14 protein-coding genes are annotated in these 16316 nt (G+C 73.2%); 3 read left to right on the top strand and 11 right to left on the bottom strand.

The genetic code is table 11. The features are described 5' to 3' along the window. Positions 1–142: 142 nt before the first annotated feature. Positions 143–1309, top strand: coding sequence for a hypothetical protein (locus ACFYZJ_RS20230; protein ID WP_388569874.1), 1167 nt, complete (start codon positions 143–145; stop codon positions 1307–1309). 70 nt (positions 1310–1379) lie between these two features. Here ACFYZJ_RS20230 and ACFYZJ_RS20225 read toward each other — a convergent pair whose 3' ends face one another. The 6 genes from ACFYZJ_RS20225 to pdhA all read right to left on the bottom strand — a co-directional run bounded on the left by ACFYZJ_RS20225 (position 1380) and on the right by pdhA (position 8551). Then, entirely contained in the window at positions 1380–2360 is a 981-nt protein-coding gene (locus ACFYZJ_RS20225) for an NAD(P)H-quinone oxidoreductase (RefSeq protein WP_388569871.1), read from the bottom strand. Positions 2361–2495: 135 nt separating this feature from the next. Continuing rightward, positions 2496–3998, bottom strand: coding sequence for a molybdopterin molybdotransferase MoeA (locus ACFYZJ_RS20220; RefSeq protein ID WP_388569868.1), 1503 nt, complete (start codon positions 3996–3998; stop codon positions 2496–2498). Further along, positions 3995–4882 carry an NTP transferase domain-containing protein gene (locus tag ACFYZJ_RS20215; protein WP_388569865.1) on the bottom strand — a complete coding sequence of 296 codons (888 nt, stop codon included), beginning with the start codon at positions 4880–4882 and terminating at the stop codon, positions 3995–3997. The genes ACFYZJ_RS20220 and ACFYZJ_RS20215 overlap by 4 nt, the downstream gene beginning before the upstream one ends. 128 nt (positions 4883–5010) lie before the next feature. Beyond that, positions 5011–6405 (bottom strand): dihydrolipoamide acetyltransferase family protein, encoded by a 1395-nt coding sequence (locus ACFYZJ_RS20210; RefSeq protein ID WP_388569863.1) that lies wholly within the window; start codon positions 6403–6405, stop codon positions 5011–5013. Continuing rightward, positions 6405–7409, bottom strand: coding sequence for an alpha-ketoacid dehydrogenase subunit beta (locus tag ACFYZJ_RS20205; RefSeq protein WP_388569860.1), 1005 nt, complete (start codon positions 7407–7409; stop codon positions 6405–6407). Before ACFYZJ_RS20205 ends, ACFYZJ_RS20210 begins: the two co-directional genes overlap by 1 nt. After that, on the bottom strand, positions 7406–8551 hold the full coding sequence (gene pdhA / locus ACFYZJ_RS20200; protein ID WP_388569857.1) for a pyruvate dehydrogenase (acetyl-transferring) E1 component subunit alpha: 1146 nt from the start codon (positions 8549–8551) through the stop codon (positions 7406–7408). Before pdhA ends, ACFYZJ_RS20205 begins: the two co-directional genes overlap by 4 nt. 189 nt (positions 8552–8740) lie before the next feature. Here pdhA and ACFYZJ_RS20195 point away from each other — a divergent pair, with 189 nt between their 5' ends. Continuing rightward, positions 8741–9226, top strand: a complete 486-nt coding sequence (locus ACFYZJ_RS20195; protein WP_388570316.1) for an Lrp/AsnC family transcriptional regulator — start codon at positions 8741–8743, stop codon at positions 9224–9226. Between the two features lie 31 nt (positions 9227–9257). Here the strand turns inward: ACFYZJ_RS20195 and ACFYZJ_RS20190 are convergent, their stop codons facing one another. Both ACFYZJ_RS20190 and ACFYZJ_RS20185 read right to left on the bottom strand, forming a co-directional pair. Further along, positions 9258–9848 (bottom strand): TetR/AcrR family transcriptional regulator, encoded by a 591-nt coding sequence (locus tag ACFYZJ_RS20190; RefSeq protein WP_388569855.1) that lies wholly within the window; start codon positions 9846–9848, stop codon positions 9258–9260. Continuing rightward, positions 9845–11359, bottom strand: a complete 1515-nt coding sequence (locus ACFYZJ_RS20185) for a 3-hydroxyacyl-CoA dehydrogenase (protein ID WP_388569853.1) — start codon at positions 11357–11359, stop codon at positions 9845–9847. The genes ACFYZJ_RS20190 and ACFYZJ_RS20185 overlap by 4 nt, the downstream gene beginning before the upstream one ends. A 173-nt stretch (positions 11360–11532) precedes the next feature. Here ACFYZJ_RS20185 and paaN point away from each other — a divergent pair, with 173 nt between their 5' ends. After that, positions 11533–13224: a phenylacetic acid degradation protein PaaN gene (paaN, locus tag ACFYZJ_RS20180; RefSeq protein WP_388569849.1), complete on the top strand. Its 1692-nt coding sequence runs from the start codon at positions 11533–11535 to the stop codon at positions 13222–13224. Between the two features lie 7 nt (positions 13225–13231). Here paaN and ACFYZJ_RS20175 read toward each other — a convergent pair whose 3' ends face one another. From ACFYZJ_RS20175 to ACFYZJ_RS20165, 3 genes are read right to left on the bottom strand one after another with little or no spacing between them, the layout of a single operon-like run. Next, a complete protein-coding gene (locus ACFYZJ_RS20175) occupies positions 13232–14005 on the bottom strand; it encodes a TrmH family RNA methyltransferase (RefSeq protein ID WP_388569846.1) in 774 nt (257 codons plus the stop codon). Between the two features lie 21 nt (positions 14006–14026). Then, complete coding sequence (locus ACFYZJ_RS20170; protein WP_388569843.1) at positions 14027–15250, bottom strand: HTTM domain-containing protein; 1224 nt, start codon at positions 15248–15250, stop codon at positions 14027–14029. Further along, a complete protein-coding gene (locus ACFYZJ_RS20165) occupies positions 15250–16197 on the bottom strand; it encodes a DUF5819 family protein (protein ID WP_388569840.1) in 948 nt (315 codons plus the stop codon). Before ACFYZJ_RS20165 ends, ACFYZJ_RS20170 begins: the two co-directional genes overlap by 1 nt. Positions 16198–16316 lie beyond the last annotated feature (119 nt).

The following is a 16316-nucleotide window of genomic DNA, read 5'->3' as shown; positions in this document are numbered from 1 at the left end:
CGGGGAAGTGAGGCGGGGCGGGGGGTCGGGGCAGTGCGGCGGGCCACGACGAACGGCGTACGGCCGAGATGCCGGGCGCCGGGGTCCGTGTGACGCTGGTGCCGTTGATCTTGCCGCCCGAGCACGGGAGGGGGTCACTCGCGTGACTCCATGGCGTCGTCCACCGTCCACGTTCCGCACGCTCCGCGTGGCCGTCCTGCCACCGGTGCTCACCACGACGGCCGTCTGTGCTCTGTACGGCATATCCGCCTGCGCCCTCGCGTCCGCGGAGGGGTCCCGGCCGGTGTACGGCATACGGGCCGCCACGCACAGCACGGGGGCCGTGCGCCAGGCCAGGTCCGACGTCCCCTTCCCCAGCAGGTACGTCACCCGAATCGCGTATCCGGCCCCCGAATCCATAGCCCGGCCCACGGCCGCCACGCAGACGCCCCCGGCTTCACCGACGCACGGCTCCGCCCCGCAACGCACCCCTTCGGGTCCGCCGACCCACGCCTCCGCCCTCGAACGCACCCCTTCCACTCCGCCGACCCACGCCTCCGCACCCTCGGCTCAGCGGACGCAGACCTCTGCCGCCGGGCGCACAGCCACCGCCGTCCCCGTCAGGTCCGTCCCGCCGGCGGAGGCCCCCGCCCGGAAGGCCCCGGCGTCCGGGACAGCGGCCGACGGCCCTGCCGCTCCGCCGCACACGGCATCCGCGATACCGACGCGCGGGTTCCCGGCCGCGCACTCCGCGTTCACCCCACTCACCGGCACGGCGCCGCCGGGCCCCGAGATGCCCCAGGGCCATGACCGGTCCCATCACCACGACAGGCCGCAGGGCCACGACAGGCCGCACCGTCACGACCAGCCGCAAGGCTCCCAGGATCATCAGAGCCAGGACGCCGCGGAATCCCCCGCCCCCGGGCGCCCCGTCGACGATCCGCCCTCCACCGATCCCTCGCCCGACTCCTCCCGGGCGGGTAGTTGGGCGGGCGAGGGGAGGGAGCGGCCCGGGCGGCCGGATGTCGAACCGCCGGACGAGGATGACGGGCCGGCCTACACGGACCAGGACCCGCCGTCACCGCCGGAGCGGATACCGGACCCGGCAGACCGCGAGACCGCCGCTCCGGCCACCGGCATCGAGCCGTCCCGAGACGCTGCCGACCCCGTGGAGGCCTCTCCCAGCCCGTCGCACGGCGCCGCCGGCTCCGCCCGGGAGACCTCCGCCTCACAGCCCACGGCCGACGTCCTTCCCCTCGGCAGCGGCCTGGTCCTCGTGGGCCTCGGCCTGGCGCTCACCCTCCTCGCCCTGCGCCTGCGTCGCGGCTGACCCCCGAGGCCACCGTCATCCCCACGCGACCGATGCCCTCGGTATCACCGTCATCCCCACACGCCCATGCCTACGGCGCCAACAGCAGCACCTTCCCGATGTGCCCGCTCCCCTCGAGTACCCGGTGGGCCTCTGCCGCGTCGCTCATCGGAACCTCACGGTCGACGATCGGGCGCACGTCCCCGGAGCCGATCAGCGGCCACACGTGCTCGCGAACCGCCGCGACGATCGCCGCCTTCTCCCCGAGCGGCCGCGCCCGCAGAGAGGTCGCGGTGATCGCTGCCTGCTTGCGCAGCAGCGTGTTGATGTTCAGCTCGCCCTTCACCCCGCCCTGCAGACCGATGATCGCGAGACGCCCGTTCACCGCGAGCGCCTGGACGTTGCGGTCCAGGTACTTCGCGCCCATGTTGTCGAGGATGACGTCGGCACCCGCCCCGGCCGTGGCCTGCCGGACCTCCTCGACGAAGTCCTGTTCGCGATAGTTGATCAGCACGTCCGCGCCCAGTTCGGCGCAGTAGTCCAGCTTCGTCTTGGTTCCGGCCGTGACCGCGACCCTCGCGCCCACCGCCTTGGCCAGCTGGATCGCCATCGTGCCGATGCCGCTGGAGCCGCCGTGCACGAGCAGCGTCTCGCCCGGGCGCAGATGGGCCACCATGAACACGTTCGACCAGACCGTGCAGGTCACCTCGGGCAGCGCGGCCGCCTTCCGCAGATCGAGCCCCTCGGGCACGGGCAGCAGCTGGCCGGCCGGCACCGCGACCTTCTCGGCGTATCCGCCGCCCGCGAGCAGCGCGCAGACCTCGTCGCCGACGGCCCACCCGGAGACCCCGGGGCCGAGCGCGGCGATCCGCCCGGAGCACTCGAGCCCCGGGTACGGGGACGCCCCGGGCGGCGGGTCGTAGAAGCCCTGCCGCTGCATGACATCGGCACGATTGACGGCGCCGGCCACCACGTCGACCAGCACTTCGCCTTCGGCGGGTACCGGATCGGGGACCTCGGTCCACACCAGCGCCTCGGGTCCACCGGGTTCAGGAATCGTGATCGCGTACATGAGGGGGACGCTACTCCTCGTGGAAACGTCCCGCTCGGCTCCCGTGCGGGGCGCCCGACGGCATCCCGACCCGTGATGTTTCACGTGAAACACTCCCCGTCCTGGATCAGCCCGCCGAGCGCACCCCGACCGACCTCACCCCGCCAACACCCACGGCAGGTCGAGGAGTTCCACTTCCTGGCCTGGACCGGCGCCACCGGGCGGCACGACCGCGAGGGCGTCTGCGGCGGCGATGCCGCGCAGCATGGCGGGGCCGTGGTAGTGCAGCGGTACGGCCTGGTCGGCGCGTACGACGACGGGGATGAGCCGGGTGTCGTACGGGTGACCGTGCACGGAGTCCTTCAGGGGCAGCGTGTACGGTTCCGGCGCCATGCGGCCGGCGAGGATGCGCAGCAGCGGCTCGGCGAGCGTGAGCAGGCCGGAGACGGCCGCGAGGGGGTTGCCGGGCAGACCGACGAGGTGCCGGCCGTCCCGGATGTGTGCGAGGAGCATGGGGTGGCCCGGGCGGACCTGCACGCCGTCGACGAGGAGTTCGGCACCGACGCGTCGCAGGGTGGGGTGGACGTGGTCGACGGGGCCCGCGGCGGTGCCGCCCGTGGTGACGATCAGGTCCGCCGTCGAGGACGTCACGGCCGCGTACAGGGCGTCGGCGTCGTCGCCCAGCCTGCGGACGGCCGTCACATCGGCGCCGAGCGCGCGCAGCCACGGCGGCAGCATCGGCCCGAGCGCGTCCCGGATCAGTCCGTCCCTGGGCAGGCCCTCGGTGAGCAACTCGTCGCCCAGCACCAGGACTTCTGCGCGCGGCCGGGGCAGCACGCGCAGGGTGTCGTACCCGGCGGCGGCCGCCAGTCCGAGGACGGCCGGGGTGACGTGCGTGCCTGGGGGGAGCAGGTGCTCGCCTGTGTGGCACTCCTGGCCGCGCGGCCGGATGTCCTGACCCTGCGGGAGTTCTCGGGTGGCGTGCAGCCGTCCCTTGTCGTCGGTGTGGCCGTGTTCGGTGCGCAGGACGGCGGTGGTGTCCGGCGGGATGCGGGCGCCGGTGGCGATCCGCACGGCCTCGCCGTCACCGAGGGGTGCCGGCTCCGCTTGGCCGGCGAGGACTCCGTGCTCCCGCACGTCCCAGGGGCCGGGGCCGGCGACCGCCCAGCCGTCCATGGCGGAGGTGTCGAAGGGGGGCAGGTCGGTGAGAGCGGTGAGGGGCGCGGCGAGAACCAGGCCGAGGGCTGCGGCGAGGGGAACGTCGAGGGCTGGGCGGCGCGGAGCGGAGCGGGCGGCACGCTCGGCCGCGGCGCGGGCCTCGGGCCACGGGGTGGCGCGGTGACCGGAGGGGGGTGCGGCGGAGGCGTCGGTGCCCGCTGGGCGGTCCTGGCTGCCGGGGTGCCGGGGTGGGCGGGGGCCGGGCCCGGGAGTGCGCGCCTCGGGGTCGGGAGTGGGCGGTCCGGACCCGGGAGTGCCTTGATCCGGGTCCCGGACGAGGGCGAGGGCCTCTTCGAGGTCCCGGTCGTGCTGGTCCTGCGGTGGACGGGCGGGGCGGGCCGGCGGACGGCTCGGCTCCCCGCTCTCGTTGGCCACGGCCAGCGCCTCCTCCATGTCGCGTTCCTCGGTGTCCAGGTGCCCCTCGATGCTCCGCCCGGTCATCCGGCGCCCGGCCTGTCCTCGGCGGCGTCCTCCTCCGCCCAGCGCAGGGCCAGCGCCGCGGCCTTGCGGGCGGCTTCGGCGACCGCCTCGGGGCCGCCTTTCGCCTGCGCGGCGGCGTAGCCGACGAGGAACGTCGTCAGCGGGGCCGCGGGGCGGGCGACGCCGTGCGCGGCGTCGCGGGCGAGGTCGAGGAGGACGCCGGTGTCGACGTCGAGATCGATGCCCAGTTCGTCCTTGACTGCGGAAATCCATTCATCCAACACGTGCCCATGCTCCCTGATGCGTGATCGGGCGGCGGCGATGTCGCCCCAGGTGTCGCAGTCGAAGGACGCGACGGGGTCGGAGATACGGGTGAGGTCCAGCCCGGCGACCAGGCGCCGCAGCGGAAGGCCGGTGAGACCGGCGTGCGCGGTGGTGAGCCGTGCCAGTTCGCGGCGCAGGGCCGCCGTGCGGTAGGCGGCGACCAGGGGCTGGTCGCGCCCCTCGGGGTCGGTCAGCACCGCCCCTTCCGCGTCGCTCGCGCGAAGGGCATCCAGCAGTCGCCGTACCGTCCGCTCCGTGAGGAACGGCAGGTCGGCGGAGAGTACGACGGCATCCGCGGCCGTGGTCCGGCTGAGGCCCGCTTCGAGCGCGGCGACCGGTCCGGCGCCGGGTGGCTCCTCACGGGCCCAGACCACGGGGCGCGTGGTGGGCCGGGGAGCGGCGACGACCACGGTGGTGTCCGCGTCGGCGCACGCCGCCAGCACCCGGTCGAGCAGCGCCCGCCCGCCGACGCGCACCCCGGGCTTGTCGGCGCCCCCGAGCCGCCGGGCGGCACCGCCCGCGAGCACGACGGCGTCGTAGCCGTCACGGCGGGGGGCGCCCGGGGGTTGGTACGCGGTCATGCCCCCGAGTATGGGCGCCGCGTGGATCAATGCCACCCTCGGGTACCTCCGCGGTCCGCGAGGTATCGCCGGCAGGGGCGCCGGGCGCCGCCCGTTTCCTGGGGCCGCGCCCGGGTTCGGCCGTCGACTCAGAGGGTGCGCAGCAGCACGGCGGGCTGTTCCACGCAGTCCGCCACGTACCGCAGGAAGCCGCCTGCCGTGCCGCCGTCGCACACCCGGTGGTCGAAGGTGAGCGAGAGCTGGACGACCTGCCGCACCGCGAGCTCGCCCTCGTGCACCCAGGGCTTGGGGATGATGCGGCCGACGCCGAGCATGGCCGCCTCGGGGTGGTTGATGATCGGTGTCGAGCCGTCGACGCCGAACACCCCGTAGTTGTTCAGCGTGAACGTCCCTCCGGTGAGGTCCGCCGGGGTGAGGGTTCCGGCGCGCGCGGCCTCGGTGAGCCGCGCGAACTCCGCGGTCAGCGACTCGGCGTCCCGCACGTGCGCGTCCCGCACGACGGGGACGACGAGCCCCCGCTCGGTCTGTGCGGCGAACCCGAGGTGCACCTGATCGAGCCGGACGATCTCCCGGGCCTCCGTGTCGACGGTGGCGTTGAGCTCCGGGAACCGGGCGAGCGCTGCCGTGCAGATGCGGGCCAGAAGCGCGAGCAGGGAGATCTTCGGGGCGCCGGTCGCATTCATCGCCGCCCGCGCGCGCATCAGCTCGGTCGCGTCGGCGTCCACCCAGCAGGTCGCGTCGGGGATCTCGCGCCGGCTGCGGGAGAGCTTGTCGGCCACGGCACCGCGCACCCCCTTGAGGGGGATACGGGTACCGGCGCGAGGCTCGGGGCGCCCGGTGAGAGCCGTCTCGGCTGCCGGAGCGGTCACCGTGGTCCTCGGCGCCTCCTCGCGGGCCTGGGTGGCCCTCAGGGCGCGCTCCACGTCCGCCCGCAGGATCAGCCCGTCGGGTCCGGACCCCGTGAGCCGCCGCAGGTCCACGCCGTGCTGTCGGGCGAGCCTGCGGACCAGCGGGGAGATGACCGGGACGGGGCCGTCGGGGCGGTCCGGGGCGGCGGGGCGCCGGATGCGCGGTGCAGAGGCGGACACGCGGGACCGGGCGGCGGTCACGGGGGACTCGGCGGCCGGCTCAGCCGTCCGACGGTCTTCGGACGGTTCGCGGTCCGTGGACCGTACGCCGGGCTGCGGCGGCCGAACCCTGCGGCGGCGCGCCGCAGCCGCCGACGTGCCGTATCCGACCAGTACGTTCCCGGACGACTCCGGCGCGGGCTCCGCCGGGGCGCCGACGGCGACCGTCAACAGTGGTGCGCCGACCGGCAGTTCCGTACCCTCCTCGCCGTAGCGGGCCGTGACCACACCGCCGTAGGGGCAGGGCACCTCGACCATCGCCTTGGCCGTCTCCACCTCGACGACCGGCTGGTCGACCGCGACGACGTCCCCGACCTGCACCAGCCAGCGGACGATCTCCGCCTCGGTCAGTCCCTCCCCGAGGTCCGGCAGCCTGAACTCCAGCACCTGGGCCATCAGCTCTCCGCCTCCCACTGCAGGCGCGCGACGGCGTCCAGGATCCGGTCGACGCCCGGCAGGTGGTGCCGCTCCAGCATCGGCGGCGGGTAGGGGATGTCGAACCCGGCCACCCGCAGCACCGGCGCCTCCAGGTGGTGGAAGCAGCGCTCCGTCACGCGCGCGGCGATCTCCCCGCCCGGGCCGCCGAACCCGCTCGACTCGTGCACCACCACCGCCCGGCCCGTGCGGCGCACGGACGCGGTCACCGTCTCGTCGTCGAAGGGGACCAGGGACCGCAGGTCCACCACTTCGAGGTCCCAGCCCTCGGAGTGCGCCGCCTCGGCCGCCTCCAGGCACACCGGCAACGACGGACCGTACGTGATCAGCGTGGCGCTCCGGCCCGGGCGCCGCACCACCGCACGGCCTATGGGCTCGACGGCCTCCGGCTCCTCCGGGTTCCAGGTGGCCTTCGACCAGTACAGCCGCTTGGGCTCCAGGAAGACGACCGGGTCGTCCGAGGCGATCGCCGCCCGCAGCAACCCGTAGGCATCGGAGACGGTCGCGGGTGTGACGACATGGAGGCCCGGGGTCGCCATGTAGTACGCCTCGGAGGAGTCGCTGTGGTGCTCCACACCGCCGATGCCTCCCCCGTAGGGGATGCGGATGGTGATCGGCAGCGGCATCGCGCCCCGCGTGCGGTTGCGCATCCGCGCGACATGGCTGACCAGTTGCTCCAACGCGGGGTACGCGAACGCGTCGAACTGCATCTCGACGACCGGCCTGAGGCCGTACATCGCCATGCCGACGGCCGTGCCGAGGATGCCCGCCTCGGCGAGCGGCGTGTCCGTGCAGCGGTCGTCGCCGAACTCCTTGGCGAGCCCGTCGGTGACGCGGAAGACACCGCCGAGTGTGCCCACGTCCTCCCCCATGACGTGCACGGACTCATCGGCCGCCATGGCGTCGCGGAGCGCGCGCGTCAGGGCCTGGGCCATGGTGGCCGGCTTGAGGGCCACGGTCGTCATCGCCCGGCTCCTTCCGGCCCCGCGGCCTCCGCGTCCAGCTCAGCCCGCAACTGGGCTTCCTGCTCCATCAGTTGGGAGGTGGGCTCGGCGTACACGTGCGCGAAGAGGTCCCTCGGGTCCAGGGCCGGGTCCTGGTTCATGCGCGTGCGCAGGTCGGCGGCCATGGCCTCGGCGTCCTCGCGCGCGGCCCGCTTCCCGTCCTCGTCGAGCAGTCCGCGGTCCGTCAACTCCCGCTCCAGCAGCGCGATCGGGTCGTGGTCGCGCCAGGCCTCGACCTCGGCGTCGGCCCGGTAGCGGGTCGCGTCATCGGCGTTCGTGTGCGCGTCGAGGCGGTACGTCACCGCCTCGACGAGCGTCGGGCCGCCGCCCGCGCGTGCGTGTGCCACGGCGTCGGCCAGCACCTCGTGCACCGCGGCGGCGTCGTTGCCGTCGACCAGGCGGCCGGGCATGCCGTAGCCGACGGCCTTGTGGGCGAGGGAGGGCGCCGCGGTCTGTTTGGCGAGCGGGACGGAGATCGCGAAGCCGTTGTTCTGGACGAGGAAGACGACCGGCGCCTGCCAGACCGCGGCGAAGTTCATGGCCTCGTGGAAGTCGCCCTCGCTGGTGCCCCCGTCGCCCACCAGCGCGAGCGCGACCACGTCGTCGCCCTTCAGGCGCGCGGCATGGGCGAGGCCGACGGCGTGCGGCAGTTGGGTGGCGAGCGGGGTGCACAGGGGGGCCACACGGTGCTCGTACGGGTCGTAGCCGGTGTGCCAGTCGCCGCGCAGCAGGGTCAGGGCCTGTACGGGGTCGACGCCGCGGGCGACGACGGCCAGCGTGTCGCGGTAGCTGGGGAAGAGCCAGTCGCGTTCCTCGAGGACGAGCGCCGCGGCGACCTGGCAGGCCTCCTGCCCGGTGCTGGAGGGGTAGACGGCCAGGCGGCCCTGTTTGGTCAGTGCCGTCGCCTGCGCGTTGTACCGGCGTCCGCGCACCAGCCCGGCGTACAGCCGGCGCAGCAGCTCCGGGTCGGCCTTGGCGGCGGCCTCGGTGCCGAGGACGCGGTACGGCCGCGCGTCGGGCAGCAGCGGTGCGGGATCGGTACGGGGCTGCCAGGCGGGCGGCGGGGTCGGCCGGTAGGCGCCCCGCTGCTCCATGACCGTCATGACGGCACCTCCTCGTGGGAGCGGCTTCAGGCGCGCCACGGTGGTGATGCGCCTCACCTACCGATTGTTCGGTCGACAGCACATTTTGGCTACAGGCCCCTCCAGGCTGTGGACAAACGGTTCGCCACACCCTGAGATGGACGCAGTACGTCCATGGTAGAGAGGCGGGGGTACATGGCATCTGAACAAATGGCCGAGCCCGCGGAGCACAGCCCGGTTCCGCCGCCCCCGCGTCCCCTCGACGCCGTCGACCGGGACATCCTGCAGTTGCTCCAGGCGGACGGCCGTGCCTCCATACGGGCGGTCGCCGAGCGCGTCCACGTCTCGCGGGCCAACGCCTACGCGCGGATCAACCGGCTCATCGAGGACGGGGTCATCCGCGGCTTCGGGGCGCGCGTGAACCACGAACGCGCCGGTCAGGGCACATCGGCGTACATCACCCTGAAAATCGTCCAGAACTCCTGGCGCACCGTCCACGAACAGCTGCGCAGACTTCCCGGGGCCGCCCACATCGCCCTGGTGGGCGGCGACTTCGACGTCCTGCTGCTGGTGCACACTCCGGACAACCGCGCGCTGCGCGAGCTGGTCCTCACCCGGCTCCAGGCGATCCCCGAAGTGCTCAGCACCCGCACACTGCTGGTGTTCGAGGAGGAGGACGTGGAGCCGGAGAGCTAGGACCTGATGCTCGGAGCCGTCAAAGGCCCGATCACGACTCCTTGCGGAGCCCGCCGAAGACCAGCCGCACGACCGCGTCGGCCACCTCCCGCTCGCCCATGCCGCGTCCGTCGGGCCGGTACCACTCCACGATCGAGTTGATCATCCCGAAGACGAGCCGCGTGGCGAGCCGCACCTCCACGTCGCCGCGCACGTCCCCGTCGGCGGCCGCCGCCTTGAGCAGCTCGGCGACCCGATGGTCGAACTCGCGGCGCCGCTCCAGCGCCCACCGCTCGGTGCCGGTGTTGCCGCGCACCCGCAGCAGCAGCGTCACATACGGCAGTTCGGCGGTGAGCACCTCGACCATGCGCCTGACGACGTACTCCAGCCGCTCCACCGGGCGCCCCTCGCGCGCGTGCTCCTCGTCGAGGATGCCGAACAACCCGTCCAGCGCCCGGCTGACGGCGCGGCGCAGCAGCTCCTCCTTGCCGGCGACGTGGTGGTAGATCGACGACTTGGAGATGCCCGCCGCCTTGGACAGGTGCTCCATGGAGGTTCCGTCGTAGCCGCGCTCGTTGAAGACCTGCACCGCGACGGAGAGCAGGCTCTCCGGGGTGTACGTGTCGCGCTTGGCGGTGGTCATGAGGTGCCCTCCCGCTTTTCGGAGGCGTACGCGTGGCGGTAGAGCGCGAGGGACGGGGCGTACCGTCCCGAGGGGTCGCGCAGGTGCAGGTCGTCCAGGACGTCGTAGGCCCAGCCGCGGCCGAGCCTGCGGCTCCACTCGAAGGGCCCGAGCGGGTAGTTGACGCCGAGGCGCATCGCGGTGTCGATGTCCTCCTCGGTGGCCACCCCCTTGGCGACGGCGTCGTGCGCGAGGTCGACGATGCGGGCCACCGTGCGGGCGACGATCATGCCGGGCACGTCCCCGATGACGCTGACGTCCTTGCCGAGCGCCTGGAAGAGCCCGGTGGCCTCGGCCAGGGTCTGCGCGGAGGTGTCCTGGGAGGCGGACAGGGCGATGCGGGTCGCCGTGCGGTAGTCGAGCGCCAGGTCGAAGTAGACGACGTCGCGGAACTCGACGGAGGTCTGCCCGTCGGCGAGGACGAGCTGGCCGCCGCTCGGCAGCACCAGGCGGGTGCCGTTGTCCTCGTCCTCCTCACGCACCCCGATGCCCGCCTCGCGGATCAGCGCGAGCAGTTCGGAGGCGGGGCCGAGGTCGCCCTCGGCGACCACGTACGAGGGTGCCTGCGCCTTTTCCGCGGTGTGCGGCTCGGGCCGCTCGGCGCCGTCCGTGTAGTCGTACCAGCCGCGTCCGCTCTTGCGGCCGAGCCGGCCCGACTCGACCAGCCGCCGCTGCGCGAGCGAGGGCGTGAAGCGCACGTCCTGGAAGAAGGACTCCCACACGGAGCGGGTGACGGACTCGTTGACGTCCTGCCCGATCAGGTCGGTGAGCTCGAAGGCGCCCATCCGGAAGCCGCCCGACTCGCGCAGCACGGCGTCGATGGTGGCCGGGTCGGCGGCCTGCGCCTCGTACACCGCGAACGCCTCGGCGTAGAAGGGCCGCGCGATGCGGTTGACGATGAAGCCGGGGGTGTCCGCGCAGGCGACCGGGGTCTTGCCCCAGGCTCGGGCCGTCTCGTACGCGCGCGTGGCGGACGTGACGTCGGTGGCGAACCCGGAGACGACCTCGACCAGCGGCATCAGCGGCGCGGGGTTGAAGAAGTGCAGTCCGACGAAGCGGCCCGGGGCCCTGAGGGCACCGCCGATCGCGGTCACGGAAAGGGAGGAGGTGTTGGTGGCGAGCAGGCAGTCGTCCCCGACGATGTCCTCCAGCTCACGAAACAGCTGCTGTTTCACATCGAGGCGCTCCAGGACCGCCTCCACGACGAGTGCGCAGTCCGCGAGAGCGTCCAGGCTCTCGGCGGGCAGCAGGCGGGCGCGGGCCGCGTCCCGCTCGGCGCCGGTGAGCCGGTCCTTCTCGACGAGCCGGTCGAGGCGCGCGCCGATCGCCGCGGCCGCCTCGTGGGCGCGGCCGGGGACGGCGTCATACAGCCGCACCGGATGGCCCGCGACCAGCGCGACCTGGGCTATGCCCTGGCCCATGGTGCCGGTGCCCACGACGGCCACGGGGCTGCTGAGGTCGAGTGCTGTCATGTGCGCGATCCTCCCGCACGGGGTTGTCCACAGGTGCGGCGGACCCCCTTGTCCACAGATACGGCGGACACCCTTGTCCCGACCGATCGTTCGGTTACTCTAACCCTGTCCGGCTGTTCCTGCCCAGGTCACGAGCTCAAGGAAGAGCTCTCAAGACGAGGAGTTGGTCCCGCATGGCCGCCGAACTCACCGCGCACCAGCTGATCGCCCAGCACCGGCCCACCCTCGACCAGGCGCTGGAAGCGATCCGCACGCGCGCGTACTGGTCCCCCCACCCCGAACACCCCAAGGCCTACGGGGAGAACGGCAGCCTGGACGCGGCGGCGGGCAAGGCCGCCTTCGAGGCGCTCCTCGGCTCCCGCCTCGACCTCGGCCAGCCCGGCACGGACGACTTCACGGGCGGCGAGGTCTCCCCGTACGGCATCGAGCTGGGGATCACCTATCCGCACGCCGACATCGACGTACTGCTGCCCGCCATGCGCGCGGGCCAGAAGGCCTGGCGCGACGCGGGCGCGGAGATGCGCGCCATGGTGTGTCTGGAGATCCTCAAGCGCATCAGCGACCGGACGCACGAGTTCGCGCACGCGGTCATGCACACCAGTGGCCAGGCGTTCATGATGGCGTTCCAGGCGGGCGGCCCGCACGCACAGGACCGCGGCCTGGAGGCGGTGGCGTACGCGTACGCGGAGCAGGCCCGCACACCGGACACCGCCGAGTGGACCAAGCCCCAGGGCAAGCGCGACCCGCTGGCGCTCACCAAGACCTTCAAGGCCGTCCCGCGCGGCATCGCCCTGGTCATCGGCTGCAACACCTTCCCGACGTGGAACGGCTACCCGGGCCTGTTCGCCTCCCTCGCCACCGGCAACGGGGTGCTGGTCAAGCCGCACCCGCGCGCGGTGCTGCCGCTCGCGCTCACGGTGCGGGTGGCCCGCCAGGTGCTCGCGGAGGCCGGCTTCGACCCGAACCTGGTGGCGCTGGCCGCCGAGCGGCCCGGGGAAGGTATCGCCAAGACGCTGGCCGTCCGCCCGGAGATCCGGATCATCGACTACACGGGCTCGACGGCATTCGGCGAGTGGCTGGAGGCCAACGCCCGCCAGGCCCAGGTCTACACGGAGAAGGCCGGCGTCAACACGGTGATCGTGGAGTCGACCGACAACTACAAGGGGATGCTGTCCAACCTGGCGTTCTCCCTGTCGCTGTACAGCGGCCAGATGTGCACCACCCCGCAGAACCTGCTGATCCCGCGGGACGGCATCACCACCGACGACGGCCCGAAGACGTACGACGAGGTGGTCGCCGACCTGGCGAAGGCCGTGGACGGCCTGCTGGGCGATGACGCGCGGGCGAACGCGCTGCTCGGCGCGATCGTGAACCCGGACGTCAAGGCCCGCCTGGAGGCGGCGGCCGGGCTCGGCGAGGTCGCCCTGGCCTCCCGGGAGATCTCCAACCCGGAGTTCCCTCAGGCGGTCGTCCGCACACCGGTCATCGTCAAGCTCGACGGCGCCAAGCCGGACGCGGAGGCCGCCTACATGAGCGAGTGCTTCGGACCGGTCGCCTTCGCCGTCGCGGTGGACTCGGCGAGGGACGCGGTGGGGCTGCTGCGGCGCACGATCAGGGACAAGGGCGCGATGACCGTGGGCGCATACACCACCTCCGAGGAGTTCGAGCAGGCCGTCGTGGAGGTCTGCCTGGAGGAGTCCGCCCAGCTCTCGCTCAACCTGACCGGCGGGGTGTACGTCAACCAGACGGCAGCCTTCTCCGACTTCCACGGCTCGGGCGGCAACCCGGCGGCCAACGCGGCTCTGTGCGACGGGGCGTTCGTGGCGAACCGCTTCCGGGTGGTGGAGGTGCGCCGGGAGGCGTAGCGGCGGCTCAGGCGGGTGCGCCTCCGGTCGCGCTCCAGTGGTACAGCGTCATGGCCACGCTGGTCGCGAGGTTGTAGCTGGAGACCTGGGGGCGCATCGGCAGGGACACCAGGTGGTCGGCGCGGTCGCGCAACTCGGCCGAGAGCCCGGTGCGCTCGGAGCCGAACGCGAGCACGGCGTCGTCGGGGAGTTTCAGCCCGCGGATGTCGTCGCCCTCCGGGTCCAGGGCGAAGACCGGGCCGGGCGGCAGTTCGGCCGCGGTCAGCCGCTCCACGGCGGTCGCGAAGTGCAGTCCGGCCCCGCCGCGGACCACCGTGGGATGCCAGGGGTCGAGCGTGCCCGTCGTGACCACCCCGGTCGCGCCGAAGCCCGCCGCGAGCCGGATCACGGCGCCCGCGTTGCCCAGGTTGCGCGGGTTGTCGAGGACGACGACGGGGGCGGTGCGGGGCGTGCGCCGGAGCGTCTCGAGGTTGGCCTCGCGCGAAGGGCGCACGGCGAGGGCGGCGACCCCGGTGGGGTGTGGGCGCGAGACCAGGGACTGGTAGGCGGCCTCGGGGACCTCCGTCAGCAGTGCGTCCAAGGTGTCCCGTACATCGGGAGCGAGGTCGTCGGCCAGGGCGAGGGCCGCACCCCGGTCGATGGTGACGGCGACCGGCACCCGCGCCTGGAAGCGGACCGCGTGCTTGAGCGCGTGGAAACCGTCGAGCAGCACACAGCAGTCGGCGAGCCTGCGCCAGGTGGTCAGCGGGTCGGCGGCGCCGCCGCGGGACGGGTCGGTCATGTTGTGCAGCCTACGTGCGGCTCACGTCGGCAAGCCTGCCTGTGCGGGCTCGGTCGGCTCCTGCGTGGGCGGCCGGTGCGAGCGCGGGCGAGGCAGCGCCCGGGCGACATGGCCCGTGGCCAGGCGTCCACGCGCACGTGACGCCCACCCGCCCAGTCGGCGCAGGAAGGACGTCGGCAGGAACACGGAGTCCGCGGCGATCATCGCGAGGGAGAAGAACGGCAGCCCCAGGACCACGGCGATCACCGCGTGCTCGGTGATCATGAACGCCAGCAGGACGTTCTTCACGCGCCGGTTCAGAAGGGTGAACGGGAACGCGACCTGCGCGGCGACCGTCCCGTACGTCACCAGCAGCACCACCGTGCCGTGCGAGGTCAGCAGGTCGGACAGGGCGGGCCAGGGCGAGAAGGACTCGAGGTGCAGCGGATAGTAGACGGCGGTGCCGTCCTGCCAGCGCGAGCCCTGGATCTTGTACCAGCCGGCGGTCGAGTAGATCAGACACGCCTCGGCCATGATCACGAGCAGAGCGGCGTTGTGCACGAGGTTGGCGACGATGTCCAGCAGGACGCGGGGCTCGCCGTCCGGGGCGCGCCGTCCGACGTACCACCAAAGGCCCTGTACGGCCCACAGCCCCCAGTACACGGCAAGCCAGCCGGCGCCGAGCCGGCCCGCGCCCGTCGCCAGGGCCAGCGCGAGGCCGAGCACCCCCCACAGCACGGGCCCCGCCCGGTCTGGCCGGGGCCGCTCCCCACGCGCGCGGGCCGCACGGGCGCGCCGTTCGCGCCGCTCGTCCAGCGACCACACCTGCCCGCAGCGGGTGAAGACCAGGTAGATCGCCATCAGATGAATGACGTTGTCACCGCCGTCGCCCATGAACACGCTGCGGTTCTCCAGCGACAGCACGCCCACCATGAACAGCACGGACACCGCGCGGGTGCGCCAGCCGACCAGGAACAGGGCGCTGGACAGCACCGCGAGGGCGTACACGGCCTCGAACCAGACCCGGCTGCCGGACCACATGAGAATCGTGAAGGCGTGGTTGTCCGCGATGAGCTGCCGGGCCAGGTCCCAGCTCCACGGACCGTCGGGTCCGTACATCTCCTGACGGTGGGGGAACTCCCGCAGGAGGAACAGCAGCCAGGTGGCGGCGAAGCCGATGCGCACGACCGCGGTCTGGTACGGGCCGAGGGCGGCGTCGGTGACTCGGGCGATGCCGCGCGAGACGGACAGGGCGACACGGTTCATCAGGCGCTCGCCCCCGTCCGCTCAGCGTCCGGAAGCGGCCACCAGGGCAGCTGTCGGTATACGGGTGCGCCGGACACCTGTTCGTCGCTCCACTTGGGCGGCGGCACGTCGCTGATGCGGGAGCGGACCTGGACGCTTTCGAGGGTCTCGCCGCGGCCTGCCGCGTGCTCCCGGTCGAGGCGCACCACGACCACGCGGCGCAGATAGTCCTCGGACAGGGCACCGCGCAGACCCGCGGGGCGGTTCTGGCCGTCGTGCGAGGCGGCGTAGAAGTCCCAGGCGCGACGCAGTTCGTTCTGCTGGGTGTGGCTCGGCAGCAGATTGCCGTGGATGGCGGCACCGTCGAGCGCGGACAGGTCGTACCAGCCGGTCGTCCGCTCCCCGCCGTTCCCGGTGCGGACCTGGGCGCGGACCTGGACGTCGATGTTCTGCTGCAGCGGGTTGGGTGCGAACAGTTTCCAGTTCTGTTCGAACTCCGGGTAGATCCAGTCGTCGATCACCTTGCCGTGCTTCTTCGTGAGCGTGTTCGGGGGCGCGACGTGCAGGAACACCATGCCGAGATGCACACAGGCAGCGACGGCGACGACCGCGAGCGCGAGCGCGGCGGCGACCTGGTAGCGGAGCGAGAGGGCGGCTATGCCGGTGCGGGGCGCGCGGGCCGCAGTGGATTCGGAAGCGGATTCCGGGGAGGCGGACTTCGGCGAGGGGGATTCCGGGGAGGCGGACTTCGGCCAGGCGGATTCCGACGAGGTTGATTCCGGCCGGGTTGATTCCGGCGAGGCGGCGGTCTCTGCGGAAGGGGCACCCCCCGCGTCCCTCTGTTCCCCCTGCTCCCCCGGCTCCCCGGCGATGTCCGTCCTGACGCCCTCGGGCAGGGCGGACACCGGGTCGGCGCAGTCGCCCGGCCGATCCGGCCGGGCGTCGGGCCCCTTGTCGTACGCGTCCATCCCGCCCCGTCTCCCGAGCTTTCCTGCCGTGCCGCCGTCCCTTGCCGCAGGCCGGGCCACCGCCTGCCGTGTCCGCGGCGGACCGCGCGGCTCGGGCTCACCCGTTCGCAGCACGCTCG

Source organism: Streptomyces sp. NPDC001848 (assembly GCF_042891915.1).
In the GTDB taxonomy this organism is placed as follows: domain Bacteria; phylum Actinomycetota; class Actinomycetes; order Streptomycetales; family Streptomycetaceae; genus Streptomyces.
The sequence above is the reverse complement of the archived record's forward strand: the minus strand, read 5'-3'. Positions and strand labels throughout refer to the sequence as shown.

What these genes read in the sequence shown, in the direction of transcription:
- ACFYZJ_RS20165 (WP_388569840.1), bottom strand. Translation starts at nt 16,197, where the DNA reads ATGGACGCGTACGACAAGGGGCCCGACGCCCGGCCGGATCGGCCGGGC.
- ACFYZJ_RS20190 (WP_388569855.1), bottom strand. Translation starts at nt 9,848, where the DNA reads ATGACCACCGCCAAGCGCGACACGTACACCCCGGAGAGCCTGCTCTCC.
- ACFYZJ_RS20185 (WP_388569853.1), bottom strand. Translation starts at nt 11,359, where the DNA reads ATGACAGCACTCGACCTCAGCAGCCCCGTGGCCGTCGTGGGCACCGGC.
- paaN (WP_388569849.1), top strand. Translation starts at nt 11,533, where the DNA reads ATGGCCGCCGAACTCACCGCGCACCAGCTGATCGCCCAGCACCGGCCC.
- ACFYZJ_RS20220 (WP_388569868.1), bottom strand. Translation starts at nt 3,998, where the DNA reads ATGACCGGGCGGAGCATCGAGGGGCACCTGGACACCGAGGAACGCGAC.
- ACFYZJ_RS20175 (WP_388569846.1), bottom strand. Translation starts at nt 14,005, where the DNA reads ATGACCGACCCGTCCCGCGGCGGCGCCGCCGACCCGCTGACCACCTGG.
- ACFYZJ_RS20225 (WP_388569871.1), bottom strand. Translation starts at nt 2,360, where the DNA reads ATGTACGCGATCACGATTCCTGAACCCGGTGGACCCGAGGCGCTGGTG.
- ACFYZJ_RS20215 (WP_388569865.1), bottom strand. Translation starts at nt 4,882, where the DNA reads ATGACCGCGTACCAACCCCCGGGCGCCCCCCGCCGTGACGGCTACGAC.
- pdhA (WP_388569857.1), bottom strand. Translation starts at nt 8,551, where the DNA reads ATGACGGTCATGGAGCAGCGGGGCGCCTACCGGCCGACCCCGCCGCCC.
- ACFYZJ_RS20205 (WP_388569860.1), bottom strand. Translation starts at nt 7,409, where the DNA reads ATGACGACCGTGGCCCTCAAGCCGGCCACCATGGCCCAGGCCCTGACG.
- ACFYZJ_RS20210 (WP_388569863.1), bottom strand. Translation starts at nt 6,405, where the DNA reads ATGGCCCAGGTGCTGGAGTTCAGGCTGCCGGACCTCGGGGAGGGACTG.
- ACFYZJ_RS20195 (WP_388570316.1), top strand. Translation starts at nt 8,741, where the DNA reads ATGGCCGAGCCCGCGGAGCACAGCCCGGTTCCGCCGCCCCCGCGTCCC.
- ACFYZJ_RS20170 (WP_388569843.1), bottom strand. Translation starts at nt 15,250, where the DNA reads ATGAACCGTGTCGCCCTGTCCGTCTCGCGCGGCATCGCCCGAGTCACC.